This is a genomic window from Streptomyces sp. NRRL F-2580 (assembly GCF_000720115.1).
In the GTDB taxonomy this organism is placed as follows: domain Bacteria; phylum Actinomycetota; class Actinomycetes; order Streptomycetales; family Streptomycetaceae; genus Streptomyces.
This window is the reverse complement of record NZ_JOIR01000007.1, coordinates 110432-124739: the sequence shown is the minus strand read 5'-3', so window position 1 is coordinate 124739 and position 14308 is coordinate 110432. Positions and strand designations below refer to the sequence as shown.

Genomic DNA, 14308 nt, shown 5'->3' with positions numbered 1-14308 from the left:
AGGCACAGTGGAGGTATGGAGCACAGAGGGCTGGACACGGACGGCTGCTTCGAGCGCGAGGGCTCCCTCGGGCAGGTCCCGGGCGCGTTCGCGGGCGTCGTCGCGGCCGCCCGCGGACGGATCCGCGACGCGTACGGGCGACGGCTGCACAGCGCCTACCTGTACGGGTCCGTGCCGCGCGGGACGGCCCGCCCCGGGCGCTCCGGCCTCGACCTCCTGCTGGCCCTGCACCACGAGCCCGCCGGCGACGACCGCGACGCCGCCGAGGTGCTGGCGCGCGGGCTCGACGAGGACTTCCCGGAGGTCGACGGCGTCGGCATCCTGCTGTACGGCAAGGACACCCTGCTGAGCGAGGCGGAACGATTCGACCTGGGCTGGTTCCTCGCCTGCCTGTGCACGCCGCTGCTCGGCGCGGACCTGGCCGAGCACCTGCCGCGCTACCGTCCGGACAGCCTGCTCGCGCGCGAGACCAACGGCGACCTGGCCGACGTACTGCCCCGGTGGCGCCGGCGGATGCGGGAGGCATCGACCCCGGACGAGTACCGGAGGCTGTGCCGGCTCTTCTCACGGCGCCTGGTGCGCACCGGGTTCACGCTGGTCATGCCCCGGTGGGGCGGCTGGACCAGCGACCTCACCGAGTCCGCGGAGGTCTTCGGCGGCTACTACCCGCAGCGCGCGGACCAGATGCGCGCCGCGGCCGCCGCGGCACTGGACCCGGTGGCCGACCCGGCCGTGCTGCGCGCGTACGTCGAGGACCTCGGGCCCTGGCTCGCGGACGAGTACACGGCCCGGCACGGCACGAAGACCCCGCGGGTGGCCGGAGGGGGAGGGACCTAGGACTTCCGGGCTTCGGCCAGGGCCTCGACGGCCAGCTTGGCCTCGGCCAGGCCCGCGCCGGTGATCCGGCGGTAGGCCTTGATCGCCGAGATCTGCCGGTCCTCCCCGAGCAGGGCGCGCACCTCGTCCATGCCGGCCGGCTCCGGCTCCTCGATGCCGAGGTGTTCCAGCACGAGGGCCAGGCGGCGCTCCGCCCGGTCCGCCTGCATCTGGAGGCTCTTCACGCGCAACGACACCGTCGACGTGATCCATCCGGCCGTGGCTATCAGCATGACGAGCAGGAACACGGTGTTCATTCGGGCCCTCCAGGGATCAGTCCGTGATCTTGAAGGTACTCGAGCTGCGCGCGGACGGACCATTCCGCCGCCGGCCACAGGGAGCGGTCCACGTCCGCGTAGACCTGGGCCACGACCGCCTCGGGGGTCACGAAGCCGTTCTCGACGGCGGTCTCGACCTGGGCGAGCCGGTGCGCGCGGTGGGCCAGGTAGTACTCGACGGCCCCCTGCGCGTCCTCCAGGACCGGTCCGTGCCCCGGCAGGACGGTGTGCACCCCGTCGTCCACGGTGAGCGAGCGCAGCCGGCGCAGGGAGTCCAGGTAGTCGCCGAGGCGCCCGTCGGGGTGGGCGACCACGGTCGTGCCGCGGCCGAGGATGGTGTCGCCGGTCAGCACGGCCCGGTCGGCGGGCAGGTGGAAGCAGAGCGAGTCGCTGGTGTGGCCCGGGGTCGGGACCACGCGCAGCTCCAGGCCGCCGGTGCGGATCACGTTCCCGCCGGCCAGGCCCTCGTCGCCGAGCCGCAGGGCCGGGTCCAGGGCACGGACCTTGGTGCGGGTGAGCTCGGCGAAGCGCCCCGCGCCCTCGGCGTGGTCGGGGTGGCCGTGGGTGAGCAGGGTGAGGGCGATCCGCTTGCCGGCCTGTTCGGCGGCGGCGATGACCGCCCGCAGGTGTCCCTCGTCCAGCGGGCCGGGATCGATGACGACGGCGAGGTCGGAGCCGGGCTCGGACACGAGCCAGGTGTTGGTGCCGTCCAGGGTCATCGCGGAGGCGTTGGGGGCCAGGACGTTCACCGCGCGGGCCGTCGCCGGCCCCGAGGTGACGACTCCGCGGGGGTGTCCGGGCAGTGCGACGGCGTCGCTCATGCGGTGCCCCCCGGACGGCCGAGGCGGACCCGCTTGGTGAACTCGTCGTGGCCCGGCCAGCTGAGCACGACCTCGCCGTCCTCCAGCACGGCCTCGGCCAGCACCGGGGTGAGGTCCTGGGCGGCGGCCGCGGTGAGCGCGTCGGCGGCGCTCCCGTACGGCTCCAGGGAGCGCAGGGTGGAAATGGTGGGCGGCATCATCAGCAGCTCGCCCTTGTCGTAGCCGGCGGCCGCGTCGGCCGGGCGGATCCAGACGGTCCGGTCGGCCTCGGTGGAGGCGTTGCGGGTGCGCTGGCCCTCGGGGAGGGCGGCGACGAAGAACCAGGTGTCGTAGCGGCGCGGCTCGAACTCGGGGGTGATCCAGCGCGCCCACGCCCCGAGCAGGTCGGAGCGCAGCCGCAGGCCGCGGCGGTCGAGGAAGTCCGCGAAGGACAGCTCACGGGCGACCAGGGCCTGCCGGTCGGCCTCCCAGTCGTCACCGGTGGTGTCGCCGACGACGGTGTCCGGCGTCTCCCCGGCGAGCAGGACGCCCGCCTCCTCGAAGGTCTCCCGTACGGCGCCGCAGACGATGGCCTGGGCGGTCAGGACGTCCGTTCCGAGCCGGGCCGCCCAGTCCTCCTGCGAGGGCCCCGCCCAGCCCACCTGGTGCTCCTCGTCGCGGGGGTCGACGCCGCCACCCGGATAGGCGTACGCGCCCCCGGCGAAGGCCATGGAGGCCCGTCTGCGCAGCATGTGCACGGCGGGACCGGCGGGGGTGTCGCGCAGGAGCATGACGGTGGCGGCGCGGCGTGGTGGCACCGGGATGAGGGAACCGTCCGCGAGCGCGCGGATGCGGTCGGGCCACTCCGGCGGGTACCACTGGCCTCCGGCGGGAGGCTGCTGCTGACCGTGCTGACCATTCGGCATGGCCGGATGCTACGGCCATCCGGCCCGATGTTCGAGGGTCACCCGTCGCCGACGCCTCGTCCCGGCCTGCGGCCGGCTTTCCGGGGATCCGCCCCGTACCCCGCCTCCAACGCCGGCGGGGCTGAAAGATCCAGCCGCGGGCGTTCGAGGCGAGGGGGCCCGGGGGCAGGGCCCCCGGCAGCGGCGCCGCACCGGCAGAAAGAGCGGAACCCTCCCCGGAGGGCCCGGAGGGTCAGGCTCCGGCGACCAGTTCGACCTGGATCTCGATCTCGACCGGGGCGTCCAGCGGCAGGACCGCCACGCCGACCGCACTGCGGGCGTGGACACCCTTCTCGCCGAGGACGGCGCCCAGGAGTTCGCTCGCACCGTTCAGCACGCCCGGCTGGCCCGTGAAGTCGGGGGCCGAGGCGATGAAGCCGACGACCTTCACGACACGCGCGACCTTGTCGAGGTCGCCGACGACCGACTTGACGGCGGCCAGGGCGTTCAGCGCGCACGTGGCGGCCAGCTCCTTGGCCTGCTCCGGCGAGACCTCGGCACCGACCTTGCCGGTGACCGGCAGGTTGCCCTTCACCATCGGGAGCTGGCCCGCGGTGTAGACGTACACGCCCGAGCGCACGGCCGGCTGGTACGTGGCCAGCGGCGGGACGACCTCGGGCAGGGTCAGGCCGAGCTCGGCCAGCTTCGCGTCGACAACGCCGCTCATGCCTTCTCCCGCTTCAGGTAGGCCACGAGCTGCTCGGGGTTGTTCGGGCCGGGCACGACCTGGACGAGCTCCCAGCCGTCCTCGCCCCAGGTGTCCAGGATCTGCTTGGTGGCGTGAACCAGCAGCGGGACAGTCGCGTATTCGAACTTCTTGGTCATGGGAGCGAGGGTAGTGCCTGCGGTGCCGAGCCTCCCCCAGGGCCGGGTCGGGGGAGGCTCATGCGTGTTCCGGGAGGCGAGTGGTTAGGCTCGGACGCTGTGAGCAGGCTCCAGGTGGTCAGCGGCAAGGGCGGCACCGGCAAGACCACGGTCGCCGCGGCACTCGCGCTTGCCCTCGCACGCGAGGGCAAGCGGACTCTTCTGGTGGAGGTCGAGGGCAGGCAGGGGCTCGCGCAGCTCTTCGGTGCCGAGGCACTCCCGTACGAGGAGCGGAAGATCGCCGTCGCGCCCGGCGGGGGCGGTGAGGTCTTCGCGCTCGCCATCGACGCCGAACGGGCGCTGCTGGACTACCTCCAGATGTTCTACAAGCTCGGCTCGGCAGGCCGCGCCCTCAAGAAGCTCGGCGCCATCGACTTCGCCACGACCATCGCCCCCGGACTGCGCGACGTCCTGCTGACCGGCAAGGCGTGCGAGGCGGTACGGCGGAAGGACAAGGCCGGACGGTACGTCTACGACCACGTGATCATGGACGCGCCGCCGACCGGACGGATCACCCGGTTCCTGAACGTGAACGACGAGGTGGCGGGCCTGGCCCGGTTCGGGCCGATCCACAACCAGGCGCAGGCCGTCATGAAGGTGCTCAAGTCCCCCGAGACGGCCGTCCACCTGGTCACCCTCCTGGAGGAGATGCCCGTCCAGGAGACCGCCGACGGCATCGAGGAACTGCGGCAGGCCGGGCTGCCCGTCGGCCGCGTCGTCGTCAACATGGTGCGGCCGCATCACCTGGACGAGGACACCCTGCGCGCCGCGGCCGGCGACCACCGCACCGAGGTCGCCAGGGCGCTGTCCCGGGCGGGCCTCGGCGGCGCGCGCCGCGGTGGTCTGGCCGAGCGGCTGGTGGACCCGCTGCTCACGCAGGCCGCCGAGCACGCGAGCCGGGTGGAGCTGGAGCGCGCGCAGCGCACCGTACTGACGGACCTGGACCTGCCGACGTACGAACTCCCCTTGCTCGGCGCGGGGGTGGATCTGGCCGGGTTGTACGAGCTGGCCAAGGAACTGCGGAAGCAGACGGTGGCCGAATGAGCGAGGGGGTGGACACCGTGGGGCTGGACACTCCGCCGCGGTTGGCGGTCGACCGGCTGCTGGACGACCCGGAGACCCGGATCGTCGTGTGCTGCGGGGCGGGCGGGGTCGGCAAGACCACCACGGCCGCGGCACTGGGCGTACGGGCGGCCGGGCGCGGGCGGAAGGCGGTCGTGCTCACCATCGACCCCGCGCGCCGGCTCGCGCAGTCGATGGGGATCGACTCGCTGGACAACACCCCGCGCAGAGTGGCGGGCGTGGGCGCCGGCGGCGGCGAACTGCACGCGATGATGCTGGACATGAAGCGGACCTTCGACGAGATCGTCGAGGCGCACGCGGACGGCGAGCGGGCCCGGGCCATCCTCGCCAACCCCTTCTACCAGTCGCTGTCGGCCGGCTTCGCGGGCACGCAGGAGTACATGGCGATGGAGAAGCTGGGACAGCTGCGGGCCCGGGACGACTGGGACCTGATCATCGTCGACACCCCGCCGAGCCGGTCCGCGCTGGACTTCCTTGACGCGCCGAAGCGCCTCGGGTCCTTCCTGGACGGGAAGTTCATCCGGGTGCTGATGGCCCCGGCGAAGGTGGGCGGCCGGGCGGGGATGAAGTTCCTCAATGTCGGCATGTCGATGATGACCGGCACCCTCAGCAAGCTGATGGGGGCCTCGCTGCTGAAGGACGTGCAGACCTTCGTGGCCGCGATGGACACGATGTTCGGCGGCTTCCGCACGCGCGCCGACGCGACCTTCCGGCTGCTCCAGGCGCCCGGTACGGCCTTCCTGGTGGTCGCGGCGCCCGAACCGGACGCCCTGCGCGAGGCGGCGTACTTCGTGGAGCGGCTGGCCGCGGAGAGCATGCCGCTGGCCGGGCTGGTACTGAACCGGGTGCACGGCAGCGGCGCCGACCAGCTGTCCGCCGAACGGGCGTTGGCCGCCGCAGAGAATCTTGAAGAAGGCGGCATTGTCGATCAGGAGTCCGGGAAAGCTGGACTTCGTGACACGGCCGCCCCTCCCGAGACAGGCTCCCCCGGCACCGAAGGCGATACCGCGGTCGTCGACCGGATCACGGCAGGACTGCTGCGCCTGCATGCCGAACGGATGCAGGTGATCGCGCGTGAACAGCGGACACGCGATCGCTTCACCTCACTGCACCCCGAGGTGGCGGTGGCCGAAGTGGCCGCCCTGCCCGGCGATGTGCACGACCTCGCCGGGCTTCGGGCCATCGGAGAGCGACTCGCGGCCGGGGTACCGGCCGGAGCGTAGGCGTTCGTACGTCGTGGCGTCGGAGGATCTACCCGACTGCCGCGTATGTCTCGTACGGAACGTCGATCTCCGCGTCTGCATCCATGGTGAGGATGCCCGTGCTGCGCTCGTACTCCGTACGGGCGGTTTCGAGCAGCCGTCGCCACGAGGTGACGGTGGGACGCCGGCGCAGTAGCGCACGTCGTTCCCGCTCGGTCATTCCGCCCCACACGCCGAACTCGACGCGATTGTCGAGCGCATCGGCAAGGCATTCGGTCCGCACCGGACATCCGGTGCACACCGCCTTGGCCCTGTTCTGTGCCGCTCCTTGAACGAACAGTTCATCCGGATCGGTAGTGCGGCAGGCTGCCTGCGCACTCCAGTCGGTAACCCAGCCCATCCCGGCGCCGTCCTCTCCCGAATCGAGGCTCCCCCACGGCGGTAGCGGCATATTCACCGCTGCCAGTTGAGGACGTTACGGAAGGCGGGCACCGTGCAACACCCCCGACGGGCCCAATCTTGAATGGTCCGAACGGACTATGGGTAAGCGGCAGATCACCCGACGGAGTGATCCGACGACATGCCCGACCATTCCGGCAATTCGGGTGGAATCGGCGGATGAGCTTCAGCTGAGGGGCGAGATTCGGACATGTGTCCACCCCATTCGGGAAGGGTGAAAATCAAGCCGAGGGGTTGATGTCGCACCGCACTGCTGTGACAGTTGGGGACAGCTTAGGCCAAGGCATTCGCGTGTGTCCGGTGAATGAGAACGTAGGCTGCCCTCTATGGGAAAGAAGCGCTCGGGCGGCGGGCTCACGGGGAGCCAGCAGGCCGCCAAGTTCCTCGGGGTGTCCGTTCTCTCCGGAGTTGTGCTGGCCGGCATGGCGATTCCGGCTGCAGGCGCCCTGGGGCTGGCGGCCAAGGGCACGGTCGAGGGATTCGATGAGATCCCGGCCAATCTCAAGACCCCGCCGCTGAGCCAGCGGACCACGATTCTGGACGCCGAGGGTGGCTTGATCGCCACCGTCTATTCACGCGACCGTCAAGTGGTCCCGCTCACGGCGGTCTCCCCGTACATGCAGAAGGCGATCGTCGCCATCGAGGACTCCCGTTTCTACGAACACGGAGCCGTCGACCTCAAGGGCATCCTGCGCGCGGTCAACCGCAACGCGCAGGAGGGCGGCGCGGCGCAGGGCGCCTCCACGCTCACCCAGCAGTACGTGAAGAACGTGTTCGTCGAAGAGGCCGGCGACGACGAGACCAAGGTGCGCGAGGCCCAGGAGAAGAGCCTCGGTCGCAAGATCCGCGAGCTGAAGTTCGCGATCCAGGTCGAGGAGGAACTCGGGAAGAAGAAGATCCTCGAGAACTACCTCAACATCACGTACTTCGGCCAGCAGGCGTACGGAATCGAATCCGCGGCCCAGCGCTACTTCAGCAAGCCGGCCAAGGACCTGACCCTGGAGGAGTCCGCGCTGCTCGCGGGCGTCGTGCAGTCGCCGAGCCGGTACGACCCGGTGAACGACACCCAGGAGGCGACGAAGCGCCGCAACATCGTCCTGCAGCGGATGGCCGACACCAAGGACGTCTCGCAGGCCGAGGCGGACGCGGCGAAGGCGAAGCCGGTCACCCTGAAGGTGACCAGGCCCAAGAACGGCTGCATCACCGCGGTCAATGGCGCGGGCTTCTTCTGCGACTACGTGCGCAACACCTTCCTGACCGACGCCGCCTTCGGCAAGACGCGCGAGGAGCGCGCGAAGGTCTGGAACCAGGGCGGTCTGACCGTGCGCACGACCCTGGACCCGCAGTCGCAGGACGCGGCCAACGAGTCGATCAAGGACCACGTCTACCAGGAGGACTCGATCGCCACGGCGGTGACCATGGTCCAGCCGGGCACCGGCCGGGTGCTGGCGATGGGTCAGTCCAAGCCGTACGGCTTCGGGAAGAACGAGACCCAGATCAACTACTCCGTGGACAAGCGGATGGGCGGCTCGAACTTCGGCTTCCAGGTCGGCTCGACCTTCAAGCCGTTCATCGCCGCCGCCGCGCTGGAGCGGGGCCTGCCGCCGACGAAGGTGTACCCGGCGCCGAACAAGATGGACTACCCGAGCGGGATCCCCCGCTGCGACGGGTCCCAGTACGTCAACGTCAGGAACGAATCGGCGGAGAACGAGACCGAGGACGAGATCGGCCCCTACGCGCTGCGTACGGCGATGGAGAAGTCGATCAACACCTACTTCGTCGAGATGATCTCCGAGATCGGCCTGTGCCCGGTGTCGGAGATGGCGGCGAAGCTCGGTGTGGTCCCGGCGAGCGGGGCGAAGCTGGCCGACGGCCCCGCCATCGCGCTCGGCTCGGAGGAGATGTCCCCGCTGACGATGGCCAACGCGTACGCGACCTTCGCCAACCGCGGCGTCTACTGCACCCCGGTCGCCATCGAGTCGATCACCGACGCGCACAACAAGGCCCTCTCGGTGCCGAAGAGCAAGTGTGATCGGGCGATGTCGGAGTCGACGGCCGACACCATTAACACCCTGCTGGGCGGAGTGATCGACTCCGGCACCGGTGAGCGGGCCGGCCTGACCGACCGCGACAGCGCGGGCAAGACGGGTACGACGGACAACCGCTACAACGCCTGGTTCGTGGGCTACACCCCGAACATCTCCGGCGCGGTGTGGGTCGGCTCGGGCGGAGCGAAGAAGATCACGATGGAGAACATCGTGATCGGCGGCAAGCCCTACCTGAAGGTCTTCGGCGGCGGTCTGCCCGGCCCGATCTGGAAGGACGCGGTCACGGGCGCGCTGGACGGTCGCGAGGCCCTGCGCTTCGTCACGGTCAGCATCCCGGAATCGAATGTTCCGTCCGGCGGCCCCCGCGGCAACAAGCCGCCCAGCACCACCCCGAGCAGGCCCGGCAACGGCAAGCCGGGCGGCGACGGAAAGCCCGGCGGGCGGCCCGGCGGTCAGACCGCCGGAGCCACCCAGGGAGCCACGGGGGGCGGCGATCCGCAGCGCCCGTTCCCCGGGATCACGATCGACCCGGGCGCCGTGATCGGCGGCCGCGACGACCAGTAGCGGTCGGCGAGCCACGCAGGGGAGGGCCCCAGCCGGAACCGGCTGAGGCCCTCCCTTTTCTCTGTTCTTTCTCTGTTCCCGGATCCCGGATCTAGGAGAGCTGCTGCTTGACGACGGCGGCGACGCGCCCGCCCTCCGCCAGCCCGGCGACCTTCGGGTTCACGATCTTCATGACGGCACCCATGGCCCGCGGCCCCTCGGCACCCGTGGCCTTGGCCTCCTCGACGGCCTGCGCCACGATCGCGACGAGCTCGTCGTCGGTGAGCTGCTTGGGCAGGTACGTGTCGAGGAACTCGCCCTCCGCGGTCTCCCGCGCGGCCTGCTCGGCACGGCCGCCCTGGGCGAAGGCCTCCGCCGCCTCGCGGCGCTTCTTCGCCTCCTTGGCGATCACCTTGAGGACTTCCTCGTCGGAGAGCACACGTGCCTCCTTGCCGGCGACCTCCTCCTTGGTGATGGCGGAGAGGGTCAGGCGCAGCGTGGACGAGTGCAGCTCGTCACGCGCCTTGATGGCGGTCGTGAGGTCTTCCTGGAGCTTGGCCTTGAGCGTGGTCATGGATGTGAGTCTGCCAGGTACGGGGGCAGTGGCGCTCACCGGTTTTCCGGGTCTGCGACGATGGGTCCATGCGTGCGCGTTACGGAGTACCCCTGAAAGCGGCTGCCGGAATCGCTGCGGTGGGGGCCGCGGGTGTGGCCTATGCCGCCGGTTTCGAGGCGAGGTCCTTCCGCCTGCGCCGGGTCACGGTGCCGGTCCTTCCCCGGGGGATGCGCCCGCTGCGCGTACTCCAGGTGTCCGACATCCACATGGTGGGCGGACAGCGCAAGAAGCGCGCCTGGCTCCAGTCCCTCGCGGGCCTGCGCCCCGACTTCGTCGTCAACACGGGCGACAACCTCTCCGACACCGAGGGCATCCCCGAGGTGCTCGACGCGCTGGGCCCCCTGATGTCCTTCCCGGGCGTGTACGTCTTCGGGTCGAACGACTACTACGGGCCGCGGCTGCGCAACCCCGGGCGCTACCTGCTGGAGAAGGCCCAGGGCCGGCACGGGCTGAACGGCAACAAGCCGGTCGTCGGCGCCGTCCACAACCCGTGGGAGGAGATGCGGGACGCCTTCGATGCGGCGGGCTGGCTGAACCTCACCAACACCCGGGGGCGGCTGAAGCTTGAAGGCCTGGAGCTGGCCTTCACCGGGCTCGACGACCCCCACATCAAGCGGGACCGCTACGAGATGGTCGCCGGCGGCCCGGAGAAGGACGCGGACTTCTCGATGGCCGTGGTGCACGCCCCGTACCTGCGCGTCCTGGAGTCCTTCACCGCCGACCGGTACCCGCTGATCCTCGCCGGACACACCCACGGCGGGCAGCTGTGCATCCCCTTCTACGGGGCGCTCGTCACCAACTGCGACCTCGACACCAAGCGGGTGAAGGGCCTGTCCACGCACGAGGCGGCGGGGCAGCAGGCGTACCTGCACGTCTCGGCGGGCTGCGGCACCAACCGCTTCACCCCGGTCCGCTTCGCGTGCCCGCCGGAGGCGACGCTCCTGACGCTGACCCCGCGGGCCTAGCGCCCGCGGGCCCGCTCCGCGAAAACCGGATTTCGTCTCCGGCGTGAGGTCCGCTAAAGTAATCGATGTCGCCAGGACAGCAAGTGCTGCAAGGCGGCGATCGGGGTGTAGCGCAGCTTGGCAGCGCGCTTCGTTCGGGACGAAGAGGTCGTGGGTTCAAATCCCGCCACCCCGACTTCGTAAGACCAGGTCAGCAGTCCACTCACGTGAGTGGACTGCTGACCTGTTTCTGTTGAGTGACTAACTGAGTGACTACGGCTTCCGAGCGTCCTTGAAGATCTCGTCCATGGCCGTCGCCCCGGTCTGGATCACGGGCCGGATCTGCTTCCGGTAGACCGCCTCGGTCACGGCCGTCCCGGAGTGCCCGACGAGCCTGGAGATCTCTTCGAGCGGGACCCCCTTGTCGGAGAGCAGCGAGACAAAGCTGTGCCGGAGCTCCCGCGGAGTCCACTCCTTCGCGTCGACCCCCTCCGCACCGGTGATCGCCTGCCGGAAGGCGCGACGGACGTTGGTGGAATCCAGCTCCGTCCCGATGGCGGAGGAGAAGACCAGTCCCTTCTCGAGCCACTGATCACCGGCGGCGAGCCGGTCCCACCCTTGCTCCTCGAACTGCTGCCAGAGAGCATCCACGCATCTGGCCGGCAGGGCGATCGTCCGACGTGACTTCTTGGTCTTGGTGTCCCCGGTGGAGCGGACCGATCGCCACACCGCGATGTGCGGCGGCACGGGCGGCACCGCGTCCGGGTCCCCCTTCAGGAAGACGTGATCCCAGGTGAGCGCCCGCATCTCCTCCGTCCGGGCACCGGTGAGCAGGGCGACGACGATGTACGCGTGCGCGGACGTACCCTCGGCGGCCTTGAGCACCGCCTCGGCCTCAGCCAGCCTGAGCGCCTTCGACGGCCGGCCGGGCTGCCCCGTCGGGATGGCGCACAGCTCCACGATGTTCCGCTTCACCTTGTCCCGGACCATGGCTCGCTTGACGGACCGGTTCAGGCACGAGTGGATCGCCTGAAGCGTGCGGGTGCTGAGCGTCCTGGCCTTCTCCCCCAGCCACTTGTCGACGTCCTCGCCGCTCAGCTCCCGAAGCTTCCGGGCGCCGAGCGCGGGGATCACGTGGGTCCGGCTGAGCGACGTACACGTCGCCACGGTCCTCGCGTCGCGGCCGGCCAGCCCGTACATGAGCCAGTCGTCCACCGCGTTCGCCACGGTGTAGTTGGTCGGTGCGACGGCCAACCCGTCCTCATGGTCGCGCAGCACCTCCTTGAGCTTGGCCTTGGCCTCGGTCTTGGTCTTGCCGCTCCCCTTCCGCACGACGCGCTTTCCGCTCGCGTCGAACCCCAGCGTCACGGTGGCGATCCACCGCTGCCGCTTCTCGTCCCAGTGGAGACCGCCGTCTCCCCTGCTGCGGCGCTTGGTCACTTGCTCTCCCCTGCCTCGCGCTCCAGGAGCGCGACGTACTCGTTGATGGCGGATCGGGTGATACGTCGGGCCCGGCCCTCGTTGACGGTGCGAAGGCGGCCGGATCGGATCAGTTCGTAGATGACGGAGCGGCTTAGGCTCAGGGCGTGTACAGCGGCTTCGACCTTGAGCAGGACGGGTTCTGCGGGCGGCGTGGTCGTGGCGCTCACTGGTTCTCCTCCGAGGCGTGCGGGCGGCGGTGTCCTGCTGGCCGCAGGCGTCGCGGTGCTGGGGCAGGTGTCGTACGTGTCCGAGGCGCGGATTTCTGCGTCATCGCGTCGTCTGTGTCATTTGCCGGTCTGACCTGCGGTTTTCGGTGACGTAGCGGGTGGTGGTGTGTCACCCGCCTGTGTCACCCGCGTCCCCGGGTGACGTGGGTAGGTGACGTGGATGACGCGCGGTGACGCAGCCGTGGGCCGTCTGCGTCACCGCTGTATCCGCAGCTCAGGGGCGGTTTGTAGCTGGTGGTGACACGGGTGACGCAGGGTCTCTTCTCTTAGGAAAAAGAGAGGGTGTTTCTGTTGTGGTGGGATGCGTCTTCGAGCGAAGAGCGGGGCCGCTGCGCGGCGCGTCCCTTGCAGCGGCGGCAAGCCGCCGGAACAGCAAGAGGAGCACGCACCCCCGGGTGGCGGGTGCTCTTCTTGCTTGTGCCGGTACCGGTAGCGGTGGCGCCGGTTAAAACGCGGCCTGCTGCTCGCCGGGCGTTGGGCCGGCGGCCCGGATCATCTCGATGTAGCGAGCCGTCCGGGTGCGGCCCCAGTCGACGAGGACACCCCGCGCGGCAAGGGTCGGCTGGAGCCGCTTGAGGCGGTCGGAGAAGACCTTCCCGGTGGTGGGCCACCCCTTGGGCAGGGCACGGAACTCCTCACCGCTGTAGAGCTGGGTGAGGGCATGCAGCCACTCGGTGGAGGTCATCCGCACTTCCTCGCCGGGTTCGAGGCCCGCGGCGTGCTTGAGGACGGTTTGGGCCAGCAGGTCGCCTTCGATGACGTCGTCGTTGAGGTCGTCGAGGCTGGCCCGGTAGGCGTCCAGCGAGCCGAGCCCGTCCGCCGCGTCGAACTGGGCGCAGAGGTGGGCGAAGTCTGCCATCCGCAGGTCCGTGGGAATCTCGGCCTCGGTGGCCCGCACCTTTACCGTGAGGTCCAGCAGCGAGCCGAGGATGACCGGCAGCACCTGAGCGAACTCCGCCCACAACTCCGCCTCCGTCCGCCGGACCCGGGGCCGCACCAGCCGCAGTGGCAGGAGCCGTTCGGCGAGGTCGGGGCGGATCACCCCGACGTCGATGCCGGTCAGCAGGAGCGGGCGGCGGTAGCGGGAGCGGACGACGTCGCCGTCGGTGAACAGGGCGCGTTTGATGCTTTCGGCGCCGGTGACGATGCAGCACATCAGGTCGGACAGGTCCGGCGGCAGGTGGGAGAGGTTGTCCAGGGCGGTGACCCATCCGGCGGCCACGGCCGTGATCAGGTTCTCCTCGTCCTTCGGAGCCCGACGCAGGTCGCCTGTCATGCCTTCAATGATCCTCACGAGCATCCGGCCGGCCGTGGACTTGCCAGCACCCTGCGGGCCGGTCAGGAACGGAGCGGGGACGGGGACGGACGGTTCCAGGCAGCCGATCAGCCACGCCACGGCGAGGCATTCGCTTTCGGCGTTGGCGAAGTTGCACAGCCGCAGCAGAGCGTCGATGCCCTTGCCGTCGGTGTCCTTCTCGGGGAGGGGGAGTTCGCCGGTGAGCTGGGTGCGGCGCCAGCACACCTCGCGCGGGTCGGGGGTGAGGATGTCCCAGCCGGTGGGGTGGATACGGATCGACTGTCCGTCGTTGCGGCCCAGGTCGAGCCAGGTCGCGCCGTCGAATCCAGGGGCGACGCGGATGTGGGTGGCCTGTACGTCCTGGCTGAGCGCGAGTGCTTCGATCAAGTCCAACGCCTCCTTGAGCGCACTGCCGTTGAATACGCCGAGCCCGTCGTTGAAGAGCCCGACCATGAGTTCCTGCCGGTGGCTGCCTGTCGTGCCCTGGGAGCGGATCGGGCGGGCGACGGGGTGACCGTTCTTCTGCGCGTACACGGTGCCTTCGGTGGTGCGGAAGTACCGGAAGTGCCGCTGCGCGTAGTCGGTGATGATCTGCCGGGCCGGGTTCTTCTCGTCCTCGGGCAT

At 70.1% G+C, this 14308-nt stretch carries 15 protein-coding genes and 1 tRNA gene; 6 read left to right on the top strand and 10 right to left on the bottom strand.

All coding sequences use genetic code 11. The features are described from left to right. The first annotated feature begins 15 nt into the window (after nucleotides 1-15). Complete coding sequence (locus tag IF88_RS0109830) at nucleotides 16-837, top strand: nucleotidyltransferase (protein WP_030709370.1); 822 nt, start codon at nucleotides 16-18, stop codon at nucleotides 835-837. On the opposite strand, the gene IF88_RS0109825 is transcribed toward IF88_RS0109830, so the two are convergent. The 5 genes from IF88_RS0109825 to IF88_RS45320 form a co-directional block, all read right to left on the bottom strand. Further along, a complete protein-coding gene (locus IF88_RS0109825) occupies nucleotides 834-1133 on the bottom strand; it encodes a hypothetical protein (RefSeq protein ID WP_030709369.1) in 300 nt (99 codons plus the stop codon). The two genes, IF88_RS0109830 and IF88_RS0109825, sit on opposite strands and share 4 nt — an antisense overlap. After that, nucleotides 1130-1975 carry an MBL fold metallo-hydrolase gene (locus tag IF88_RS0109820; RefSeq protein ID WP_030709368.1) on the bottom strand — a complete coding sequence of 282 codons (846 nt, stop codon included), beginning with the start codon at nucleotides 1973-1975 and terminating at the stop codon, nucleotides 1130-1132. The genes IF88_RS0109825 and IF88_RS0109820 overlap by 4 nt, the downstream gene beginning before the upstream one ends. Beyond that, a complete protein-coding gene (locus tag IF88_RS0109815; RefSeq protein ID WP_030709366.1) occupies nucleotides 1972-2880 on the bottom strand; it encodes an NUDIX hydrolase in 909 nt (302 codons plus the stop codon). The genes IF88_RS0109820 and IF88_RS0109815 overlap by 4 nt, the downstream gene beginning before the upstream one ends. 232 nt (nucleotides 2881-3112) lie before the next feature. Further along, nucleotides 3113-3586: a RidA family protein gene (locus tag IF88_RS0109810; RefSeq protein WP_030709364.1), complete on the bottom strand. Its 474-nt coding sequence runs from the start codon at nucleotides 3584-3586 to the stop codon at nucleotides 3113-3115. Beyond that, complete coding sequence (locus IF88_RS45320) at nucleotides 3583-3744, bottom strand: DUF4177 domain-containing protein (RefSeq protein WP_007264966.1); 162 nt, start codon at nucleotides 3742-3744, stop codon at nucleotides 3583-3585. The genes IF88_RS0109810 and IF88_RS45320 overlap by 4 nt, the downstream gene beginning before the upstream one ends. 99 nt (nucleotides 3745-3843) lie before the next feature. Here IF88_RS45320 and IF88_RS0109800 point away from each other — a divergent pair, with 99 nt between their 5' ends. Both IF88_RS0109800 and IF88_RS0109795 read left to right on the top strand, forming a co-directional pair. Beyond that, entirely contained in the window at nucleotides 3844-4827 is a 984-nt protein-coding gene (locus IF88_RS0109800; RefSeq protein WP_030709363.1) for an ArsA family ATPase, read from the top strand. Then, the gene (locus tag IF88_RS0109795; protein ID WP_051836668.1) at nucleotides 4824-6089 is read left to right on the top strand and encodes an ArsA family ATPase; all 1266 of its coding nucleotides are present in this window, start codon (nucleotides 4824-4826) and stop codon (nucleotides 6087-6089) included. The genes IF88_RS0109800 and IF88_RS0109795 overlap by 4 nt, the downstream gene beginning before the upstream one ends. A 28-nt stretch (nucleotides 6090-6117) precedes the next feature. On the opposite strand, the gene IF88_RS0109790 is transcribed toward IF88_RS0109795, so the two are convergent. Then, the gene (locus tag IF88_RS0109790; RefSeq protein ID WP_030709359.1) at nucleotides 6118-6468 is read right to left on the bottom strand and encodes a WhiB family transcriptional regulator; all 351 of its coding nucleotides are present in this window, start codon (nucleotides 6466-6468) and stop codon (nucleotides 6118-6120) included. Between the two features lie 385 nt (nucleotides 6469-6853). Between IF88_RS0109790 and IF88_RS0109785 the strand changes: the two genes are divergently transcribed. Next, nucleotides 6854-9139, top strand: a complete 2286-nt coding sequence (locus IF88_RS0109785; RefSeq protein WP_030709357.1) for a transglycosylase domain-containing protein — start codon at nucleotides 6854-6856, stop codon at nucleotides 9137-9139. Between the two features lie 91 nt (nucleotides 9140-9230). Here the strand turns inward: IF88_RS0109785 and IF88_RS0109780 are convergent, their stop codons facing one another. Beyond that, the gene (locus IF88_RS0109780; RefSeq protein WP_030709355.1) at nucleotides 9231-9692 is read right to left on the bottom strand and encodes a GatB/YqeY domain-containing protein; all 462 of its coding nucleotides are present in this window, start codon (nucleotides 9690-9692) and stop codon (nucleotides 9231-9233) included. A gap of 68 nt (nucleotides 9693-9760) precedes the next feature. Here IF88_RS0109780 and IF88_RS0109775 point away from each other — a divergent pair, with 68 nt between their 5' ends. Continuing rightward, nucleotides 9761-10699 carry a metallophosphoesterase gene (locus IF88_RS0109775; RefSeq protein WP_030709354.1) on the top strand — a complete coding sequence of 313 codons (939 nt, stop codon included), beginning with the start codon at nucleotides 9761-9763 and terminating at the stop codon, nucleotides 10697-10699. A 101-nt stretch (nucleotides 10700-10800) separates the two neighbouring features. Next, a tRNA-Pro gene (locus IF88_RS0109770) sits at nucleotides 10801-10874 on the top strand. A gap of 77 nt (nucleotides 10875-10951) precedes the next feature. Here the strand turns inward: IF88_RS0109770 and IF88_RS0109765 are convergent. The 3 genes from IF88_RS0109765 to IF88_RS0109755 form a co-directional block, all read right to left on the bottom strand. Further along, on the bottom strand, nucleotides 10952-12118 hold the full coding sequence (locus IF88_RS0109765; protein WP_030709352.1) for a tyrosine-type recombinase/integrase: 1167 nt from the start codon (nucleotides 12116-12118) through the stop codon (nucleotides 10952-10954). Beyond that, on the bottom strand, nucleotides 12115-12327 hold the full coding sequence (locus tag IF88_RS0109760; RefSeq protein WP_030709350.1) for a helix-turn-helix domain-containing protein: 213 nt from the start codon (nucleotides 12325-12327) through the stop codon (nucleotides 12115-12117). Before IF88_RS0109760 ends, IF88_RS0109765 begins: the two co-directional genes overlap by 4 nt. A gap of 505 nt (nucleotides 12328-12832) precedes the next feature. Then, a complete protein-coding gene (locus IF88_RS0109755) occupies nucleotides 12833-14308 on the bottom strand; it encodes a hypothetical protein (RefSeq protein WP_030709348.1) in 1476 nt (491 codons plus the stop codon).

Excerpts from the sequence above, each read along its gene's own strand:
- IF88_RS0109830 (WP_030709370.1), top strand. The coding sequence starts at position 16 with ATGGAGCACAGAGGGCTGGACACGGACGGCTGCTTCGAGCGCGAGGGC.
- IF88_RS0109825 (WP_030709369.1), bottom strand. The coding sequence starts at position 1,133 with ATGAACACCGTGTTCCTGCTCGTCATGCTGATAGCCACGGCCGGATGG.
- IF88_RS0109820 (WP_030709368.1), bottom strand. The coding sequence starts at position 1,975 with ATGAGCGACGCCGTCGCACTGCCCGGACACCCCCGCGGAGTCGTCACC.
- IF88_RS0109815 (WP_030709366.1), bottom strand. The coding sequence starts at position 2,880 with ATGCCGAATGGTCAGCACGGTCAGCAGCAGCCTCCCGCCGGAGGCCAG.
- IF88_RS0109810 (WP_030709364.1), bottom strand. The coding sequence starts at position 3,586 with ATGAGCGGCGTTGTCGACGCGAAGCTGGCCGAGCTCGGCCTGACCCTG.
- IF88_RS45320 (WP_007264966.1), bottom strand. The coding sequence starts at position 3,744 with ATGACCAAGAAGTTCGAATACGCGACTGTCCCGCTGCTGGTTCACGCC.
- IF88_RS0109795 (WP_051836668.1), top strand. The coding sequence starts at position 4,824 with ATGAGCGAGGGGGTGGACACCGTGGGGCTGGACACTCCGCCGCGGTTG.
- IF88_RS0109790 (WP_030709359.1), bottom strand. The coding sequence starts at position 6,468 with ATGGGCTGGGTTACCGACTGGAGTGCGCAGGCAGCCTGCCGCACTACC.
- IF88_RS0109785 (WP_030709357.1), top strand. The coding sequence starts at position 6,854 with ATGGGAAAGAAGCGCTCGGGCGGCGGGCTCACGGGGAGCCAGCAGGCC.
- IF88_RS0109780 (WP_030709355.1), bottom strand. The coding sequence starts at position 9,692 with ATGACCACGCTCAAGGCCAAGCTCCAGGAAGACCTCACGACCGCCATC.
- IF88_RS0109775 (WP_030709354.1), top strand. The coding sequence starts at position 9,761 with ATGCGTGCGCGTTACGGAGTACCCCTGAAAGCGGCTGCCGGAATCGCT.
- IF88_RS0109755 (WP_030709348.1), bottom strand. The coding sequence starts at position 14,308 with ATGCCCGAGGACGAGAAGAACCCGGCCCGGCAGATCATCACCGACTAC.